Below are 18,861 nucleotides of genomic sequence, written 5' to 3'. Positions count from 1 at the left end.
TTGACAGGTAGACAGCTAGGGTTCAGCTAGACAACCAGGGGCCTGCAGGCTTTAGTTGCCGGGCGAAATAGGAGCCGTGAAGCGGGTATTTGGTTCAATGGGCGCGCCTGCGCGTCGCCAATGAATCTTGGTGAAGAATCTTCTCTGCAATGCGCTGCAAGTGCCGGTAAAGTAAGCCCTCTCTTGCCAGGGTGATCGGATGAATAGCGTGCAGCTTTTACGCGGCCAGTTGCGGCCTGCTGTGTTGGGATCGTTGATAGGGTTGTTGATGACCGTTGCGTGCGCCGCCCCCGCGCAGGCTGACGACGCCGTGGCGCTGGCCAGCATCGACCAGGTGCCGGACGGCGTGGAAGTGCGCGGCAAGCAGATCGCCGCCTATACCTGGGACGACAGACAAGGCAGGAACCTGTTGGTACTCGCCGAGCAAATCGGCGAGCGGGACGACGACGGCACCCAGTCGGCGTTCGTGTACGCGGCCCAGTACCTGATCGACGGCAACCGCCCAAAGCGCGTGTGGATGCTCTACGACGACGTGCAGCATTGCGAGTTCGATGCTTCCCTGCGCTTCGACAGGGCCGCGACCAAGGTCACCGACTTGAGCGGCGATGGCATCACCCAGGCGACCGTGGGGTATTCGCGCACCTGCACCAGTGACGTCAGCCCCAACGAATTCAAACTGATCATGCATGTCGGCAAGGCGCAGAAATACCGTTTGCGCGGTGTCGACCGCTACGGCGCGGCCTGGTGGGATGAAGAGGCCGGGGCGCTGCGTGGCATGCCGTTGCCCAAGGACTGCAGCGTGGCCGGGCAGCAGGCGCTGGTCAGCCAGTACAAGGAGCAGGGCACCGAGTTGCCGTTGCCAGGCTGTTATGGCGATGAAAAAGACTTTGCCAAGGCGCCACAGGCTTACCTGACGTTCATGCGCGAGCACTGGTTCGCCCTGATGCAGAAGCAGGACAGCGAATGGAGCCAGGCCCAGCTCCAGCCGCAGGTGCCCACCGAGGAAGACGACACGGCCCCATGACTTGGTGCCAGGGCCGATCCTGGGTTAGACTCGGCCCTCGCCAATTCACTAAATACCTCAATTAAACAAAGGCTTGTTCGGGGTATTTAATCCAAAGGCTGATCTACATTGACTGAGTCTATCCGCAACCCGCTGACCCTGTACCTGACCCGCCTGGCCCCCTCCAGCCAGCTGACCATGCGCTATGTGCTGCAAGATGCAGCCGACCGCCTGGGCTTCGAGGACATCAACCTCGAAGACATCGACTGGCACCTGTTGCAACCCGAACACGTCATTGCTCTGGTCGGCGCGTTGCGCGAGGACGGTTACGCGCCGAATACTTCATCGTTGTACGTCAACGCGGTGCGCGGAGTGATGAACGAAGCCTGGCGCATGAACCTGATCAGCCAGGAACACCTGTTGCGCATGCGCACGGTCAAGGCCGCCTCCGGCACGCGGTTGAGCCAGGGCCGCAACCTGCGGCGCAGCCTGATCCGCGAAATGATGGAAGTCTGCGCCGCCGACCCACGCCCGCAAGGCCTGAGGGATGCAGCGGTGATTGGCATTCTCTACGGCTCGGGCATGCGCAAGTCGGAGTCGGTCAACCTCGACCTGGCGCAGCTCAACTTCGAAGAACGCAGCCTGCGGGTGATCGGCAAGGGTAACAAGGAGTTGATCAAGTACGCGCCGGACTGGGCGTTTGCCAAGTTGCAGGCATGGCTGGCGTTTCGGCGCGAGCAGCTCAAGGAAGGCGAGCAGGACGACAGCTTCCTGTTCAACCGTATCCGTCGCGGCAGCCATATCACCCGCGAGCGCATCACCAAGCACGCGATCTACTACATCGCCCGTCAGCGCGGTGAGCAGGTGGGGGTGAAGATCATGCCCCATGACTTTCGCCGCTCGTTCATCACGCGGGTGATTGAAGAGCATGATTTATCGATCGCGCAAAAGTTGGCACACCACACCAATATCCAGACCACCGCCAGTTATGACGTGCGCGACGATAATGAGCGGCGGCGGGCGGTGGATCGGTTTGATCTGTAATGGCAGCCGGGCTTATGTGGGAGCTGGCTTGCCTGCGATAGCATCACCTCGGTATGACTGATACACCGAGGTGTTTGCATCGCAGGCAAGCCAGCTCCCACACAAGCCAGCTTGTACACTGGGTTAGAGGATGGGCTTACCGCCGGTCACCGCATAACGCGAGCCGGAGATATAACTGGCTTCATCCGACGCCAGCAGCACATAAATCGGCGCCACCTCCACAGGCTGACCAGGCCGGCCCAGCGGGGTTTCGGCGCCGAAGTTCTGCACATCTTCATCGGTCATGGTTGCCACGATCAACGGCGTCCAGATCGGCCCGGGCGCTACGCTGTTGACCCGGATGCCCTTGCTGCCGAGCAACTGCGCCAGGCCACCGGTGAAATTGGCAATCGCGCCCTTGGTCGCGGCATACGGCATCAAGGTCGGCTTGGGCATGTCCGAATTGACGGACGTGGTGTTGATGATCGAGCTGCCGGCCTGCATATGCGGCACGGCGGCCTTGCAGATACGAAACATCGCCGTGATGTTGATATCGAAGGTCTTGACCCATTCTTCGTCCGAGATTTCTTCGAGCGTTTCATGGCTCATCTGGAACGCAGCATTGTTGACCAGCACATCGATGCGGCCGAATTGCTCGACCGTCTTGTCGACCAGCGCCTGGCACACGCTTTTCTGTGCAATATCGCCGGGGAGCAGCAGGCACTGGCGTCCGGCTTCTTCGACCCAGCGCGCGGTTTCCTTGGCGTCGTCGTGCTCATCCAGGTAAGCGATTGCCACGTCGGCGCCTTCACGGGCGAACGCGATGGCGACTGCGCGGCCGATACCGCTGTCGGCGCCGGTGATCAGCGCAATTTTGTTGGCCAACCGACCCGAGCCTTTGTAACTCTGTTCGCCGCAATCGGGGTAGGGATCCATTTTTTTCTGGGAGCCGGGCACGGATTGAGTCTGAGGTGCGAACGGTGGGCGAGGATAGTCAGTCATGGTTAATCTCCATAGTTGTCAGAGGTGCTATGGGATTAGTAGTTGGCAGCTAAGTGATAGTTGTAGTGGATGCCGGTCGGGCCCGACGAATGGTGTGCGTCGGGCCGATGCCTTTCAGGAGGGCGGGGCGCTTGCCAGGTGCGCGGGCATGCGGCGCAAGGTCCACAGCGTTGTGAGCATGGCCGCGACGGCGCACAGCGCGATGCCGATCAACATCGGCGCGGGCGTGTGATCGGCAAACACGCCGACCAGGGTCATCGACACGGCGGCGGTGATCATCTGGATCGCCCCGAGCAAGGCCGACGCGGAGCCGGCTACCGCACCATGATCCTCCAGTGACAATACGCCGGCGGCCGGCAGCAGCAGGCCCAGAAAGCCGAAGCCGATAAACAGCAGCGCCATCATCAAGGCCAGGTTGTCGACCCACAGCGTGGTGATCGCCAGCACTACCATCACCGCCGCTACCGCCATCACAGACCCGCGAATCAACGGGGCCAGGCCAAAGCGTGCGCTGAGGCGGGCGGTCAATTGGCTCATGGCAAAGAACGACGCGGCGTTCAGGGCAAAGCACAGGCTGAACTGCGTAGGCGTCAGGCCGAAATACTCGATATACACGAACGGCGCGCTGCCGATAAACACGAAGAATGTGGCCAGGCCGAAGCCGCAGACCACCGATAAGCCGATGAACACAGGGTCGCGCAGCAACGCCCCATAACTGCTGAACGCGTTGCCCAGGGTCTTGCCCAGCCGGCGCTCGGCGGGATGGGTTTCCGGCAGTTGCACGATGGTCATCACCAGGCACGCCACGGCCACGACGGCCAACACGGCAAACACTTCCCGCCAGCTCCACAATGAGATCACCAGGCTGCCGGCCAGCGGCGCGAGGATCGGCGAGACACTCATCACCAGCATCAACAGCGCCATCAGTTTCGCGGCCTCATGGCCGGTGTACAGGTCGCGCACGATCGCCCGCGGAATCACCATGCCCGCGCAGGCGCCGAACGCCTGCAGCGCACGAAAAGCGATCAGCGTTTCGATGTTGGGCGCGAAGGCACAGCCCACACTGCCGACGGCAAAGATCACCAGGCCGACATAGATCGGCGGCTTGCGCCCGAACACATCACTGAGTGGCCCATAGAACAGTTGGCACACACCAATGATGACGAAGAACACCGTGAGGCTCATCTGTACCAGCGCCGGCGAGGCGTGCAGGCTGGCGCCCAGGGTTGGCAACGCCGGCAGGTAGATGTCGATGGCGAAAGGGCCGACGGCGGTGATCAGCCCCAGGAGCAGGGCGAGATGGGCGATACGTCGAGACATGTGCAATTCCGGGCCAAGCAAAGGGCCGCCAGCTTAAGGGATCCGCGCAGATCCGCAAACTTGGGCTTCACTAACGGACAGGCGCTGCCGATAACGTTATCAGCGACGCTCAACGGGTTGGGCTCCCAACCGGCCGCAGGCTACGGGGATAACAGGCATGACGATCAAAATACGCTTGATGCTGTTGATAGCGACCGGGTTGCTCACTGCGCTGATCATGAGCCTGGTCAGTTACGTGGGAAATATGCGCATGGACGAGGCCGTGCAGGACAGCGAGGTCAGCATGACAGTGCTGCGCAACCACATGGAGGCCGACATGATGCACGACGCTCTGCGCGCCGACGTGTTGTCGGCGATGTTGGTGGGGTTGGGCAAGAGCGCCACCACCAAGGCCGAGGTCAACAGCGCATTGAAGGAGCATGCCGAACACTTCCGCCAGGTGCTTGGCGATAACTTCAAGCTGCCGGTGGAAGACACGATCAAGGTGGGCCTGGAAAACATCAAGCCCAGCCTCGAAACCTACATCAGCACTGGCGAACGTATTGTTGCACTCGCGCTGGACAATCCCGAAGCCGCGCGCGGGCAGCTGGATACCTTCCATGCCGCTTTCGGCCAGCTGGAAGACCAGATGGCGAGCCTGAGCGGACTGATCGAGGACCACACTCACCGGGCCAGCGCCGGCACACAACAAGCTATTCACACCGCCAATTTCACCCTGGGCACCGTGCTGATTGCCAGCCTCTTGTTGCTGTTGGCGCAGGGTCGCTGGGTCATTCTGAGCATCATGGGGCCGCTGCAGACCGCCAGCCGGATCGCCGCGAGCATCGCCCGCGGCAATCTGAGCGAGCCGATTGAAGAACCCAAGCGCAAGGACGAAGCCAGCTCGCTGATCCGCAGCCTCGCCACCATGCAACGCGACCTGCGCAGCATGATCGAAGTGGTGCGCAGCAATGCCCATGGCGTCAGCGGCATGAGCGGGCAACTGAGCCAGGGCTGCCATGAAGTCGCCGACAGCAGCCAGCAGCAAAGCGCAGCGGCCAGCACCATGGCCGCCGCCGCGAGTGAAATGACCGCCAGCATCGAGGAAATCACCCGGCACGCCGGGCGCGCCCTGGACATGGCCAACCAGGCGCAAATCCTGGCAAAGGACGGTGGCCGGGTCATTCACCAAGTGGTCAGCGACATGGACGGCATCGCCCGTTCCGCGCAGCAATCGGCCCAGGTAATCCGCACGCTGGACAAAGAGTCCGAGGCGATTTTCAGCATTATCCAGGTGATCAAAGGAATCGCCGACCAAACCAACCTGCTGGCCCTGAACGCCGCAATCGAGGCCGCACGCGCCGGTGAACAGGGACGTGGTTTTGCAGTGGTCGCCGATGAAGTGCGCAGCCTCGCGGGACGCACCAGCGCGTCGACCCAGGAAATCGCCAGCATGGTCGGCCGCATCCAGCAGAGCACGCGCGAAGCGGTCACCAGCATGGAGGAGGGCGTTGCCCAAGTGGATAAAGGCATGGCGGTGACCGCCGAGGTGGAGCGGGCGATCCGCGAGATTCTCCAGGCCACCTTGAGCACCACCGAAATGGTCAACGATATCTCGCGTACGATCGGCGAGCAGAGCCTGGCCAGCAATGAAATCGCGCACCAGGTGGAGATGATTGCGGGGATGTCGGCCAGCAACAGCCGCATCATTGGGGAAACCGCCTCTACCACCGATGAGCTGTCGGGTTTGGCCGGCAAGTTATCGCAGTCCGTGGATCGCTTCAGCTTGTAACGCAGGCAACCTTACCTGACTTAAACCGGCGATTGACCGACCGGCCCACCACGGGCCGGTTTTTTTGTGCGTTACGCAGGATTCATTGCTCGACTACTGCAAAAAAAGATTGAATATTCACACCTAATGTTATTTAAATAACAAAACAAGAGCGGCATCGTCGGCCTGGTCGTGCTGCAACAAGGTGGAATAGCAATGAGCAAGATCGCAGTCATCGGCAGCAACATGGTGGATTTGATTACCTATATCGACCGCATGCCGGCCCAGGGCGAAACCCTGGAAGCGCCGGGCTTTGCCCTCGGTTGTGGCGGCAAGGGAGCCAACCAGGCCGTGGCGGCCGCCAAGCTTGGCGCCGATGTCCTGATGCTGAGCAAGGTCGGCGACGACATGTTTGCCGACAACACCGTGGCCAACTTCCAGCGCTTTGGCATCGACACCCGTTATGTACAGCGCGTGCCGGGCGTCTCCAGCGGCGTCGCGCCGATCTTCGTCCGCGCCGATTCCCATAACAGCATATTGATCGTCAAAGGCGCCAATGCGCATTTATCGCCGGCGGACATCGATTCCGCTGCGGCCGACCTGCGCGAATGCACGCTGATCGTGCTGCAACTGGAGATCAACCTGGAGACGGTCTACCACGCCATCGAATTCGCTCAGCGCAACGCCATCGCGGTGCTGCTCAACCCGGCACCCGCCCTGGCCGGGCTGAGCGCCGAGCACTTGGCGCAGCTTGACTTTCTGATCCCCAACGAATCGGAACTGGCGTTGATCAGCGGCCAGGTGGTGGACTCGCCGGCGTCAGCCCAAACCGCCGCGCGTAGCCTGGTGGCCAACGGCATTCGCCATGTGATCGTCACCCTCGGCGCACACGGTGCGCTGTATGTGGGCGAGGAGGGCGAGTTCCAAGTACCTGGCGTACAGGTGGCGGCCCGCGACACCACGGGAGCCGGCGATGCCTTTATCGGCTGCTTCATCCATCACTGGAACCGCGACGGCCACATCCGCCAGGCCATGGAGCAGGCCGTGGCGTATTCCGCCTGTTCGGTCATGGGATTGGGTACGCAGACGTCTTACCCCGACGCCGAAACGTTCGAGCGCTTTCAGCAACAGCGATAACACCTTCAAACCAGCCCGGAGAACAATAATGAACAAACCTGCGCTGCAACAGACACCTGATGGTTTCTACCTGAACCGCACGCCCTGGTTCGCCTTTATCCTGCTGTGCAGCATTTTTGCACTGTGGGCCGCGGCGGCGAGCATGAACGATGTGCTGATCGCGCACTTCAAGAAAGCGTTTTTGCTCAGTGATTTCCAGACCGCCTTTGTGCAATCGGCGTTTTACCTGGGCTACTTTTTCGTGGCGATTCCGGCCGCGATGGTGGTACGTCGTTTCAGCTACAAGAGCACGATCCTGATCGGGCTGATGCTGTATATGTTCGGTTGCCTGTTGTTTTTTCCGGCGGCCTCCACGGCCAAGTACGGCATGTTCCTGTTGGCGCTGTTTGTGATCGCCGCCGGCCTGTCGTTCCTGGAAACCGCGTGCAACACCTACTCGACACTGATGGGGCCACGGGAAACCGGGACCCGGCGCTTGAACATCTCCCAGACCTTCCACCCCTTCGGTGCAATGACCGGGGTGTACGTGGGCAGCTTTGTGATGTTCAAGGACACCGACGCCACCACTGAACAACTGGCCCAGATGAGCGCTTCCGAGGCGGCGGTGCAGCAGTTGCAAATGATCCAGTCCACACTGTTGCCCTACAAGTGGATGATCGCCGTGCTGGTGCTGGTATTTATCCTGATCGCCATTACCCGATTTCCCGCCTGCAAGGGTAATCAGCCCGCAGGCAGCAAGCCTGGCAGCCTGCGCCAGAGCCTGGGCCGACTGTGGCGCAACCCGCGTTTTACCTTTGGGGTATTGGCGCAGTTTCTCTACGTGGGCGCGCAGGTCGGTGTCTGGAGTTTCACCATTCGCCTGGCCATGCAAATGGGCGGTATGAATGAGCGCAGCGCTTCCTGGTTTCTACTGACCACCTTTGCCGCCTACTTTGTCGGCAAGATGATCGCCAACCTGTTGATGCGGCGCCTGCATCCGGCCAAGGTATTGGCGATCTACGGTGTGCTGTGCATCGTGCTGCTGGCGTACACGATTCTGGTGCCGAACATTTCGGCGGTGTATGCAGCCGTCGGCGTGAGCATTTTCCTCGGCCCGTGCTGGCCGACCATCTACGGCCTGACCATCGATGGCCTGGGTGAAGACACCGGCGTCGGCGGTTCATTGCTGGTGATGAGCATTGTCGGCGGCGGGGTGATCCCGATCTTCCAGGGCCTGCTGTCCGACGCCAGCGGCGGCAATATGCAACTGGCCTACAGCGTGCCGTTGCTGTGCTTCATCGTGATTGTGATGTATGCGCTAAAGTGCATGCGCCAACCCGGCACCTTGCCGGTGGGCGCGGCGGGGGCGGTGGCCTCATGAATACGCGTATCCCACTGTACCCTGCGCTGTTCGGCGAGCAGGAAAAAACCCTGCTGCAATCGCCGGCATTCAAGGTCAGCGCCTGGACTTACCCGTCCGGCGTCCTGGCCCTGAGCCTTGAAAACAGCCGTGGAAGGCTGGTGGTATTGCCTTATCAGGGTCAGATGATCTGGTCAGCCGTGTTCGATGGTTGCGACTTGACCATGAGCAACCTGTTCGACCAACCCAAGCCCAGCCCGACAATCATTGATACCTATGGCTGCTTCATGTTTCACAGCGGCTTGCTGCGCAACGGTTGCCCGGCGGCGGATGACACCCATGCCTTGCACGGCGAGATGCCCTGTGCGCCGATGGACTCGGCCTGGCTGGAAGTCGGCGAGGGCATTTTGCGCCTGCGTGGTTCTTATCAATATGCCAAGGGGTTCGGCGATCGCTACCGGGCGAGTCCCGGCGTGACACTGCGCGCCGATTCGGCTTTGTTCGATATCGAGATGGACGTGACGAACCTGGCCGGCAAGCCCATGGACCTGATGTACATGGCCCACATGAACTACGCATTCGTGACCGGTGCGCGGTTTGTCGAGCCGCAGGGCCTGCAGAGCATGCGCCTGCGGACCAGCGTGCCGGACCACGTCAAGCCAACACCGGCCTGGAGCGCCTATATGGCGCAACTGGCCGAGCACCCGGCTCAATTGACCCACCTTGAACAGCCGGCACTGTACGACCCGGAGATCGTGTTTTTTTTCGACGGCGTAGGCACAGACGCCAGCGGCCAGGCGCACTTTCTGCTGGATCATCCCGACGGAGCTGCGTTCTACACCCGTTACCGTCCCGAGCAGTTCGAGCATGCCGTGCGCTGGATCCTATACACGCCGGATCAGCAAGTGGCGGCGTTCGTGCTGCCGTCCACCTGCGAGCCGGAGGGTTATAACGCCGAGAAAGCCAAAGGTCACGTGCGCGAACTGGCGGCTGGAGCCAGCGCTTCGTTCAGTGTCACCACCGGTTACCTGAATGCGCAGGAACGGCAGAAGCTGTTGGGTTAAACCAGCAATTGCGCACCGTTGGCCTGGATGACGTCCTTATAGCCGCGGGGGATTTTCTTGTCGCTGACCACGTACTGAAAGTCTTGCAGAGCGGCGAAGTGAGCGGTGCGTACGGTGTCGAACTTGCTGAAATCGGCGAGCAATACGCGTTGCTGCGCTAGGCGCATGACCTTTTGCTTGACCTCGACTTCATTGAAGTTAAAGCACGTCACGCCAAATTCTTGGCTGACGCCGGCGGCAGTGACGAAGGCCCACGTCAGACGCACGCTGTCGAGAATGCTGCTTTCGGCACTGCTTTCGAAGACCTGGTTCTTGCGGTGGAAGGTGCCGCCGCACAACACGATGTGGCAATTGGGCTTGTTCTGCAGCTTGAGCAGCACGTTCAACGAGCTGCACACCGCGGTGAACTCCAGCGCATCGGGGATGAAATCCACGACAAACGGCGACGTGGTGCCACAGTCGAAAAATACCGTGTCGCCTGGCTGGATCAACTGGGCGGCGAGTTTACCGATGCGGCGCTTTTCCTCGACGTGACGCGTGTCCTGCTCGGCTACCCGGTAATCGCCGACCTCGTTGCCGACCCGGGTGATGTAGCCACCCAGCAGCCGCAGGTGCTTGCTGAAGTGGTTGAGGTCGCGGCGCAGGGTCATCTCGGAAACGTCCAGCAGGGCGGCCATTTCCTTCAAGTGAATGGCGTTCTGGTCTTGCAAGGCTTGTTGGATAAGCTTCAGTCGCTCGGCTTTTCTACTGTCCACGAGTATTCCAGGGCTTGATTGTTGATGTTAAATAACTAACATTAAATGTTAATATCGCAACTGATAGAAGTGAGCGTCGTGACACGCTCCGCACACTCATTGGCAACATACAGGCAAGGACCCCTTAAATGAACAGTCTTCCACCCGCAGCATTAGCCAAATACATTGATCACACTTTGCTCGCCGCCGACGCCTCCCGTGAACAAATCCGCACCTTGTGCGAAGAGGCCCGGGAACACGGCTTTTATTCGGTGTGCGTGAATTCTGGGCAGGTGCCTTACGCGGCATCGTGCCTGAGCGACAAATCCGTGGTGATTTGTGCGGTGGTGGGCTTCCCTCTGGGCGCTGGCCTGAGCGGCACCAAGGCGTTCGAAGCCCAACAGGCGATTGCCGCCGGGGCAGGGGAGATCGATATGGTGCTCAATATCGGCTGGTTGAAGGACGGGCTGCTGGACGCCGTGCGTGAAGACATTGCCCAGGTTCACAAGGCCTGCGGCGCCGTGCCGTTGAAGGTCATCCTGGAAACCTGCCTGCTTGATGACGAGCAGAAGGTCCAGGCCTGTGGAATCTGCCGCGACCTGGGCGTGGCCTTCGTCAAGACGTCGACGGGGTTCAGCCGCGGCGGCGCTACGGTCGAAGATGTGGCACTGATGCGCCAGACCGTGGGTGCCGGGGTTGGCGTAAAGGCGTCCGGTGGCGTGCGCGACTATCCGACAGCGTTGAAGATGATTGAGGCTGGAGCGACACGCCTGGGCAGCAGCTCGGGGATTGCGATTGTGGGTGGCGCGCTGACGGCAGCGGTTGGCTACTGAATCAAGTATATAACTCAACTAAATGACTATTTAGCATAGTTATAATATTTGGCTATAAAGGTGGAGTAGGGAAGACCTAAACCTTAAGAAGATTTTCCGGCCTTTAAGAGAGCCTGGCAGGCTTCCTCGGCGGCTTGTTCTACGTCTTTGATTTGAGTTAGAACAGCCATAGGGTTGATTTCTTCTTCGCTTGCCGAAGCTGACAACTCACCGAGCAAGCCTGACATTACCTTGAGACGGTTAACCTAGGAAAACGCGTTGGCAAGCCGATTGGTGACAGTTTCGCTAAAAAAGTCGGCCTTATCCAAAACTGAGACGGCAGATCAAGTGTGATCAGTGCAGCTTTTTCAGCTAGTTTCCTTCGTGCGTTTTCATCATTTATCAGGTCGAGCAAATAGCTTTCTGCGTGGCTCAAACAGGTGTTGTCATGATCTGAGCTAGGAGCTTCGCGCTTGCGGCCCGTTCACGTTTTCTTTGAGCCTTGTCAGAGCTCCAGATAATAAGTGCGATGATCGCAGCAGCAGCCGTTGCGACAGCAGCTACAGCGTCCCAGTCGGTTTTCCATTCGGTACAAAGCCACCTGCAATTTCTCCGTCAATTGATGAGGCACGTTTGTCGGCCGGCATTCAAGCATGCGGGGGACGCATCGCCAAGCTGAAGGAAGAGGTCTCGCCAGGCTTCAAATCTGACCACCAGAGCCCCCCAGCTCCGTATAGGACAGTTCGCATAATGTATATTATGTTAAATCACGTACTACGCTCGATATGCTCATGAGCAGTCTAAAGCCCTGATTCCACAATCTCCCCCGACGTCCACTTTCTTTCACAAGTATTTTCCCCTCCCCATAGGTATGCTCCGCGTTTGTTACCAATCATTGATACCGGGATGCCGACCCAAGTCTCTGCTGCACAACCGCAGTACATGGAGCCGTATCCTCTCAAGGACGTTTGAACAATGAGTACCACCGCGCTGGACATCAGCAGCCTGACGCCACTGCCTTACCACCAGCGAGTGGTCGACTACCTGAAAGCCCATGAAGCTGTCGTGTGGGAATGGGCCTCGTCGTTGGGCGTTCAGCAGGAGCATGCCCAGGATGTGCGCGCGCAATTGCTGCGTGACACCTATCGCCTGAGCCCCGAGGCCCATCCGCAGGCCTATCAAGCCTGTGAAACGGCGCTGCAGTGCTTGCAGATCAAGGCACCCGCAACCCTTTACCAGGCTGGCGACGGTGCGATGAATGCGAGCCTGTACTACCTGGCCGATGAAGTGCATGTGGTGTTTTACGGACCGATTCTTGAGCGCCTGGATGCCCAGGAGTTGCTGGCGTTGCTCGGGCATGAGCTGGCCCATTACCGCTTATGGTCGGAGCACGATGGCGACTTTCTCACCGCCGAGCGGATTCTCAATCATGCCATGGCCGATGTGAATACGCCGGCCAGCCTGGAACAGACCGCACGTCTCTATAGCCTGCACACTGAAATCTATGCCGACCGCGGTGCCGCCCTGGTTGCCAATGGTCCAGAAGCGTCGATTACGTCGCTGGTTAAGGTTCACACCGGGATTATCAGCGTTGATGCCGCCAGCTACCTGAAGCAGGCCCGTGAGCTGGACGGCAAGGATGCACCGTTATCCCAGGGCATTTCCCATCCGGAGACGTTTCTACGCTCCCAAGCGGTGGACAGCTGGTGGCAACAACTCCCGGATATGGACAACTGGCTAAACCGCCGCTTGCACGGACCGTTGTCGCTCAATCGTCTGGACGTGACCGATCAGGTCGAGTTGACCGCCCTCACCCGCAGCTTTATTGCCCATTTCATCGGCCCATCCGTATTGCAATCGGAAGTTGTGCTCAACCAGGTGCGCGGTTTCTTTCCCGACTGGAAAGACAACGAAACGCCACTCGACCTGGCGACGCTGAATGCCGAGCGTATCGACACAAGCGTCCATGAATACCTGCACTTCATCATGCTCGACCTGAGCCTGGTGGACCGCGACCTGCGGGATGAAGCCCTGCTGCACGCCGCGCGCACCGCCAAGAAACTAGGTAGCGCCGACGACTTTATCAACGTGCTCAAGCGCGATATCAAATTACCAAAACGTGAGCTCGACCCGATCGTTCGTGCGCTCAAAGCGGAGGTCGACACATGGACCCAGTAATCCAACCCGTCACATTCACTGAGTTACTCAATAGCCACGATGGCGCTGCCCTGCCCATCGACGATGTATTGTTCCTGGCGTTACCGCTGCTACGCCAAGTGGCGCAACTGCATGAACTGGGACGTGTCGCCCAGCTCAGTTATCTCGATGTGATACAGGGGCCGGAGCGCACGCTGCAATTGCGCAATCCGGAGGGTGTCCCTGCGCGGCTGGCGATGGACGCGATCAAGCAGGTGCAGCCCAATCCGGAGTCGGCGCTTAACGTCGTCGGCAAAGTCCGCCTGACTCGGGATTCGGAAAGCGGCGTGGCCATTACCGACCTGCAAGTCCAGGAAGATCTGCATCAAACCATCGACCACCCGGTGTTCCTTCCTGACCTGCATAGCTGGGAGCATCGCCTCGGGCACCACGATGAGATCACCGACATATTCCAGCTCGGCCAGTTGCTGGCGTGCCTGGCATGCGGGCTGGATTTCTCCGATATCAATGACCTCGAGACGTTTGCCCGGCACCGTCGCAATCTGTTCCAGCTCAATGGCCGACTGAACCCGGTGCTGGCCAACCTTATAGTGGAGATGACTGAGCTCAACCGCCATGAGCGCGCCACTGATGTGGGCTCGCTGGCACGCCGCTTGGAGTCCTGGCGCGAACAGCCCGCCAGCCTGGATGTCGAGCGTGTGTTGGCCCAGGCCGAAGGCCCGGCTTCGCGACGCACTGTGGTGTTGGAACATCTGCGCAACCGGTTGTTTGACCTTTCACGTCGCAATCGCTTGCTGTATTTCCGGCCGACTCAGGCCAACGTCAACTTGACCGTGGCCAGCGTTCCGTTGGTGATGCGCATTGAAAGTATCCTGCCCGAAGCGCTGTGCACCTGGCAGCCCACCTTCGGCGGATTCTCCGAACAAGTGCTGAGCGGTAAACCGGTCGGCCTGCAGCAATGGCTACGGTTCGAAGACCAGACCTGGCTGCAGGCGTCGCTGGAGCGCATCATCCAGGAAACCCGCCGCGACCGCGCCGAATTTGGCTTCAGTAACCTTCGCCTGGTAGTGGCGTTCATGCGCTGGCACAACCTCAAGGACACGCCGGAAGAACGCATCGTCACCCCGCTGCTGTGGTTGCCGGTGGAATTGAGTCGCAAAAAAGGCGTACGTGACCAGTTCGTGTTGCAGTGCGATGAAACCGAGGCCGAATTCAACCCGGTACTGCGTCATCAATTGCGTCAGCTCTACGACATCCAGTTGCCGGAAACCGTCGACCTGCAAAAGACTTCGCTGGAAGACATCCACGCCGATATTGCGCGCCAGATCAAACTGACCGAGCCCGGCGTCGAGTTACGCCTGCAAAGCAAACCGCAAATCGAACTGATCCACCAAAAAGCCGTGCAGCATCTGCACCACTTCCAGCGCCGTCGTGCCCGCCAGCGCATGTCGACGCCTTTGGCGAAGCCGGATTTCAGCTACGATCGCGAAGACTTCCGTCCGTTGGGCTTGCAGTTGTTCCAGCAGAAGGTGCTGCCCAGCGAGTTGCCGCTACGCATGGCCGTAGGCGCCAAACCCGTTCTTCGCAACCAACACCCGCAGATGGTTGCCAGCAGCGCCGAAAACAGCACTTTTGCCATGCCCGAGAACCAAGGGCATCGCTACGCCTGGGACATAGACCTGACCCAGGTGACCCTGGCCAACTTCAATTATCGCAAGATGTCGCTGGTGTGTGACTATGCACAATTGATCGACGAACCGGCGCAGAACGAAGCGTTTGACCGGATGTTCTCAATCGAGCCTCGGGACGTCGAGGTTCAGACCCCCGACCCGATCCCGTTGCCCGAACAGTGGAACGTGGTGGCGGGCGACGCCACGCAGAATGCGGCCGTCAGCCTGGCCCGTACCGGGCGTAACTTCATCATTCAGGGACCGCCAGGCACCGGCAAATCCCAGACCATCACTAACCTGATTGCGGACTACGCCGGGCGTGGCCTGCGAGTGCTGTTTGTCTGTGAAAAACGTGCGGCGCTGGACGTGGTGTTCCATCGCCTGCAACAAAGTGAACTGGGTGATTTGTGCTGCCTGATCCACGATTCCCAGACCGACAAGAAGGCCTTCGTGGGCAACCTGCGCGAGTGCTATGAGCGCTGGATCGCTGGCGATGCGCAGTCGTCGCAGGCGCAAGCCAGGCGCGACACCTTACTGGCTGGCCTGAGCCAGCAGCTGGGCTTGATAGAGCGTTTTGAACAGGCAATGCGTGGAATGCCGGAGTCCTTGGCATGCTCGGTACGCGGGCTGGTACGTCACTTGATCGAACTGCCGCCCGTTGCTGCCAAGCTGCCTCCCGAAGCCTTGGAACGTTTGCCCGAATGGCGTCACTGGCAGGCACAAAGCGAGCTGACCGGTCGCGTCTATCAGGCGTTCAAAGAACGTTTCGGCCTCGACAGCTTCGCACGCCACCCTTTCAGCCGCTTGGCCTCAAGCCTGATTACCCACGAACACGCATACGGCCAACTCAAGGCGTTCCTGGATGAAGCCAGTGGGCTGATCGACAGCGTCGAGCAACTTCTGGAGTCATCGTCGAGCCTGTTGTCCGGTGGCACCCGCCTGGCGGATGCGTGCGTGCTGACCCAGGCCGCCGAACAATTGACCAGCGCCAACCTGGCAGCGCACCTCGACCTGCTGGAACCGGGCTCATCAGGCGCCCAAGCGCTGCACGCCGAGCAGGCGGCGTTGCAAGCACTGGTCGTACAGCAACACAACGCCCGTGAATCTACTCACCACTGGCGTGAAAAACTCGCGCCCCAGGACACCCAGGCTGCCATCGATCTGGTACAGCGGCTGGAAGGCTCGCTGCTGCGTTGGCTGCAGCCCGGCTGGTGGCGGCTGCGCAGTGAATTGCAACGACGCTACGACTTCAGCCAGCACGCGATTCGACCCAGTTTCCGTAGCGTGCTGGACAACCTGGCCGACGAGCATCGCGCTACTGCCGAAGTGCACGCCGAGCAGCAACGTTTGCAAGGCCGTTATGGCATCCCGGATATCGACCTGTTCGTGCATAACCTGCAAGCCTTGCTTGAGCAACTGAGCGCATCGCCGCTGTTGCGCCAATGGGTTGAGAGCCTGCGGGGTAATCCGGACGGCCTGCCCGGTGTACGCCAGGAAGCCAGCCTGCGCCAGCCAGTAGCGCGCTTGGCCGAGCTGGTTGCGCAGCATTGTGTGTTCGACCCGTCGCTGAGCCTGGGTAAGTTGGCCGAGTACCTGCGTGACCTGCGTGAAGAACTCGACGAACTGCCCGACACCCTGCCCCTGCTCAATGAGCTGCACCAAGCCGATCCTGTCTGCCTGGCGGTCGTGCAACAGTACGCCTTGGCGCAACGCGCACTGGACGGTTTGATTGCCCAGGAAAACCTGACCCGCCTGTACCGCGCCAATCCACAGCTGGCGCGCTTCGACGGCCCGGCGTTGGGTTTGGCCGCACGCCAGGTCAGCCAGGCTGAATGCAACCTGCTCAAAAGCAACGCCCACGTGCTGAGCGCCACGTTGCACCAGCGTTTTCTGGAGCATGTGAAGCAATCGGCGATGTCAGTGACGCAACTCGACGCCCAGGCCCGTGAGTTCAAGAAAGCCTACGCCAAAGGCCGCCGTGAACTGGAACATGAGCTGGGCAAGACCATGCGCTATCGCTCTATCCGCGAAATGGCGAGTGGCGACAGTGGCCGCGTGATCAACGACCTCAAGCCCATCTGGTTGATGAGCCCGCTGTCCGTGTCCGACACCCTGCCGTTGACACCGGACCTGTTTGACGTGGTGATTTTCGACGAAGCCAGTCAGATCCCCAGCGAAGAAGCCGTGCCTGCACTTAGCCGTGCGCAGCAAGTGATCGTGGTCGGTGATGAGATGCAATTGCCACCGACCAACTTCTTCTCCAGTGCCGGCGACCAAGACGATAACGAACTGATTGCCATGGAGGATGGCGAACAGATCGCAATCAATCTCGATGCCGATAGCCTGCTGAGCCAAGCCGCACGAAACTTGCCGGCCACCCTCCTGGCCTGGCACTACCGCAGCCGCCACGAAGCCTTGATCAGTTTTTCCAACGCGGCGTTCTACGAAGGGCGGCTGATCACTATTCCCGACCGCCGTATCGAGCGCCCTGCCCCGGCCCAGACCGCACTGGACTCCACGGACGCCCAGTCAGCCATCCGCGGCGCCGACACGCTGCTCGACAGCCCGATCAGCTTCTTGAGGATGAGCGACGGTGTCTACCTCAGCCGCAGCAACCTGGCCGAAGCGCGGTATATCGCTAACCTGGTACGGGAGCTGCTGCAACGGGAGACTGGACTGAGCCTGGGTATCGTGGCCTTTTCCGAGGCCCAGCAAGGCGCCATCGAGCAGGCCCTGGAAGACTTGGCCAGCGGCGACTCGGCCTTTGCCACACGGCTTGAGCGCGAATACGTGCGTGAAGATGCCGGGCAGTTCAATGGCCTGTTCGTCAAGAACCTGGAGAACGTCCAGGGAGATGAGCGCGATGTGATCATCCTGAGCATTTGCTACGCGCCAGGACCGAACGGCAAGATGCTGATGAACTTCGGCCCGATCAACCAGCGCGGTGGGGAAAAACGCCTGAATGTGATCTTCAGCCGCGCGCGCAAGCGCATGGCGATTGTCTCCAGCATTGAGTCCGAAGCCATCACCAACACCCACAACGATGGGGCCGCCGCACTGCGTGCGTTCCTGCAGTTCGCCCAGGCCAGTGCCAGCGGGGATGCGCCGCGCTCCCAGGGTATCCTCGCCAACCTCAATCCAGGTGCCAAGCAGTCCTTTGCCGTCAGCCTGCCCAAGGACCACCTGCGCGGCGCGCTCGCTGCCGCGTTGCGCAAACGTGGGCATTCGGTTCAGGAATATGTTGGACGTTCCCAGTTCCGCTGCGACCTCGCGATCAGTGACGCCAGTGGTGAACACTTCAGCCTCGGGGTACTGCTGGACGGGGATATGGCGGCCACCGCTGATGTACGTGAGCGCTACATCTTCCGCCCGACGGTACTGCGCAGTTTCGGTTGGAAGATCATCGACGTGCTCAGTATTGACTGGCTGCGTGACCAAGAAGAGGTGCTCAATCGCATCGAAGCGTTGCTAAGGGGCGAGGAAGCCGCTGCACTTCCAGAACCGGAACAGCCAGAGGAAACCATTGAGATCCAAGCCCAGCCGCCAGTCACCCCTGAAGCGACACCCTTGATGCGCGAGTTCACTTTTGGTGAAGGCAATTCCAACAAGTTCTGGCGTATCGGCGTCACCGAGGCTGAGGTGGTGGTAAATTTCGGCCGTATCGGCACCAAGGGCCAGACCCTGATCAAGTCCCTCGACAGTCCCGAGCGCGCTTTGCGTGAAGCGCAAAAGCTGATCGCAGAGAAACTGCGCAAGGGGTATCAAGAGCAACCGGGCTCAATCGCCCCGCAGTGAGCCGGGTCGGTCCAGCATAAATGAGACAAGCGCGTTCAATTTGAACGCGCTGTCA

Annotated in this window: 12 protein-coding genes and 1 pseudogene; 10 read left to right on the top strand and 3 right to left on the bottom strand. The window is 60.0% G+C overall.

The window, feature by feature from the left end; genetic code table 11:
- Positions 1-199 precede the first annotated feature (199 nt).
- Both KVG91_RS23745 and KVG91_RS23740 read left to right on the top strand, forming a co-directional pair.
- On the top strand, positions 200-1,024 hold the full coding sequence (locus tag KVG91_RS23745) for a M949_RS01915 family surface polysaccharide biosynthesis protein (RefSeq protein WP_169375371.1): 825 nt from the start codon (positions 200-202) through the stop codon (positions 1,022-1,024).
- Between the two features lie 108 nt (positions 1,025-1,132).
- Complete coding sequence (locus tag KVG91_RS23740) at positions 1,133-2,047, top strand: site-specific integrase (RefSeq protein ID WP_169375370.1); 915 nt, start codon at positions 1,133-1,135, stop codon at positions 2,045-2,047.
- 123 nt (positions 2,048-2,170) lie between these two features.
- Here the strand turns inward: KVG91_RS23740 and KVG91_RS23735 are convergent, their stop codons facing one another.
- Together KVG91_RS23735 and KVG91_RS23730 are read right to left on the bottom strand one after the other, a co-directional pair.
- The gene (locus tag KVG91_RS23735) at positions 2,171-3,028 is read right to left on the bottom strand and encodes an SDR family oxidoreductase (RefSeq protein WP_169375369.1); all 858 of its coding nucleotides are present in this window, start codon (positions 3,026-3,028) and stop codon (positions 2,171-2,173) included.
- Positions 3,029-3,142: 114 nt separating this feature from the next.
- The gene (locus KVG91_RS23730; RefSeq protein WP_169375368.1) at positions 3,143-4,348 is read right to left on the bottom strand and encodes a multidrug effflux MFS transporter; all 1,206 of its coding nucleotides are present in this window, start codon (positions 4,346-4,348) and stop codon (positions 3,143-3,145) included.
- Between the two features lie 157 nt (positions 4,349-4,505).
- Here KVG91_RS23730 and KVG91_RS28160 point away from each other — a divergent pair.
- From KVG91_RS28160 to KVG91_RS23710, 5 genes and pseudogenes are all read left to right on the top strand, one after another.
- Positions 4,506-5,261 (top strand): annotated as a pseudogene (locus KVG91_RS28160) (HAMP domain-containing protein); the annotation flags it as partial.
- On the top strand, positions 5,256-6,119 hold the full coding sequence (locus KVG91_RS28155; protein ID WP_404822463.1) for a methyl-accepting chemotaxis protein: 864 nt from the start codon (positions 5,256-5,258) through the stop codon (positions 6,117-6,119). The pseudogene KVG91_RS28160 and the gene KVG91_RS28155, both read left to right, overlap by 6 nt.
- A 195-nt stretch (positions 6,120-6,314) precedes the next feature.
- The gene (gene rbsK / locus KVG91_RS23720) at positions 6,315-7,235 is read left to right on the top strand and encodes a ribokinase (RefSeq protein ID WP_169375366.1); all 921 of its coding nucleotides are present in this window, start codon (positions 6,315-6,317) and stop codon (positions 7,233-7,235) included.
- 28 nt (positions 7,236-7,263) lie between these two features.
- Positions 7,264-8,595 carry an L-fucose:H+ symporter permease gene (fucP, locus tag KVG91_RS23715; protein ID WP_169375365.1) on the top strand — a complete coding sequence of 444 codons (1,332 nt, stop codon included), beginning with the start codon at positions 7,264-7,266 and terminating at the stop codon, positions 8,593-8,595.
- Complete coding sequence (locus KVG91_RS23710) at positions 8,592-9,638, top strand: aldose 1-epimerase family protein (protein WP_169375364.1); 1,047 nt, start codon at positions 8,592-8,594, stop codon at positions 9,636-9,638. Before fucP ends, KVG91_RS23710 begins: the two co-directional genes overlap by 4 nt.
- Here KVG91_RS23710 and deoR read toward each other — a convergent pair.
- Positions 9,635-10,393 carry a DNA-binding transcriptional repressor DeoR gene (gene deoR, locus KVG91_RS23705; RefSeq protein WP_169375363.1) on the bottom strand — a complete coding sequence of 253 codons (759 nt, stop codon included), beginning with the start codon at positions 10,391-10,393 and terminating at the stop codon, positions 9,635-9,637. The two genes, KVG91_RS23710 and deoR, sit on opposite strands and share 4 nt — an antisense overlap.
- A 128-nt stretch (positions 10,394-10,521) precedes the next feature.
- On the opposite strand from deoR, the gene deoC reads away from it, so the two are divergent.
- From deoC to KVG91_RS23690, 3 genes are all read left to right on the top strand, one after another.
- The gene (deoC, locus tag KVG91_RS23700) at positions 10,522-11,205 is read left to right on the top strand and encodes a deoxyribose-phosphate aldolase (RefSeq protein WP_169375362.1); all 684 of its coding nucleotides are present in this window, start codon (positions 10,522-10,524) and stop codon (positions 11,203-11,205) included.
- A gap of 954 nt (positions 11,206-12,159) precedes the next feature.
- Positions 12,160-13,362: a M48 family metalloprotease gene (locus tag KVG91_RS23695; RefSeq protein WP_169375361.1), complete on the top strand. Its 1,203-nt coding sequence runs from the start codon at positions 12,160-12,162 to the stop codon at positions 13,360-13,362.
- Complete coding sequence (locus KVG91_RS23690) at positions 13,350-18,806, top strand: WGR domain-containing protein (RefSeq protein WP_169375360.1); 5,457 nt, start codon at positions 13,350-13,352, stop codon at positions 18,804-18,806. The genes KVG91_RS23695 and KVG91_RS23690 overlap by 13 nt, the downstream gene beginning before the upstream one ends.
- The last annotated feature ends 55 nt before the right edge of the window (positions 18,807-18,861 follow it).

The organism is Pseudomonas azadiae (assembly GCF_019145355.1).
In the GTDB taxonomy this organism is placed as follows: domain Bacteria; phylum Pseudomonadota; class Gammaproteobacteria; order Pseudomonadales; family Pseudomonadaceae; genus Aquipseudomonas; species Aquipseudomonas azadiae.
This window is presented reverse-complemented; position numbering and strand designations above follow the sequence as displayed.

Excerpts from the sequence above, each read along its gene's own strand:
- KVG91_RS28155 (WP_404822463.1), top strand. The coding sequence starts at position 5,256 with ATGCAACGCGACCTGCGCAGCATGATCGAAGTGGTGCGCAGCAATGCC.
- rbsK (WP_169375366.1), top strand. The coding sequence starts at position 6,315 with ATGAGCAAGATCGCAGTCATCGGCAGCAACATGGTGGATTTGATTACC.
- KVG91_RS23745 (WP_169375371.1), top strand. The coding sequence starts at position 200 with ATGAATAGCGTGCAGCTTTTACGCGGCCAGTTGCGGCCTGCTGTGTTG.
- deoC (WP_169375362.1), top strand. The coding sequence starts at position 10,522 with ATGAACAGTCTTCCACCCGCAGCATTAGCCAAATACATTGATCACACT.
- KVG91_RS23735 (WP_169375369.1), bottom strand. The coding sequence starts at position 3,028 with ATGACTGACTATCCTCGCCCACCGTTCGCACCTCAGACTCAATCCGTG.
- fucP (WP_169375365.1), top strand. The coding sequence starts at position 7,264 with ATGAACAAACCTGCGCTGCAACAGACACCTGATGGTTTCTACCTGAAC.
- KVG91_RS23730 (WP_169375368.1), bottom strand. The coding sequence starts at position 4,348 with ATGTCTCGACGTATCGCCCATCTCGCCCTGCTCCTGGGGCTGATCACC.
- KVG91_RS23695 (WP_169375361.1), top strand. The coding sequence starts at position 12,160 with ATGAGTACCACCGCGCTGGACATCAGCAGCCTGACGCCACTGCCTTAC.
- KVG91_RS23690 (WP_169375360.1), top strand. The coding sequence starts at position 13,350 with ATGGACCCAGTAATCCAACCCGTCACATTCACTGAGTTACTCAATAGC.
- KVG91_RS23710 (WP_169375364.1), top strand. The coding sequence starts at position 8,592 with ATGAATACGCGTATCCCACTGTACCCTGCGCTGTTCGGCGAGCAGGAA.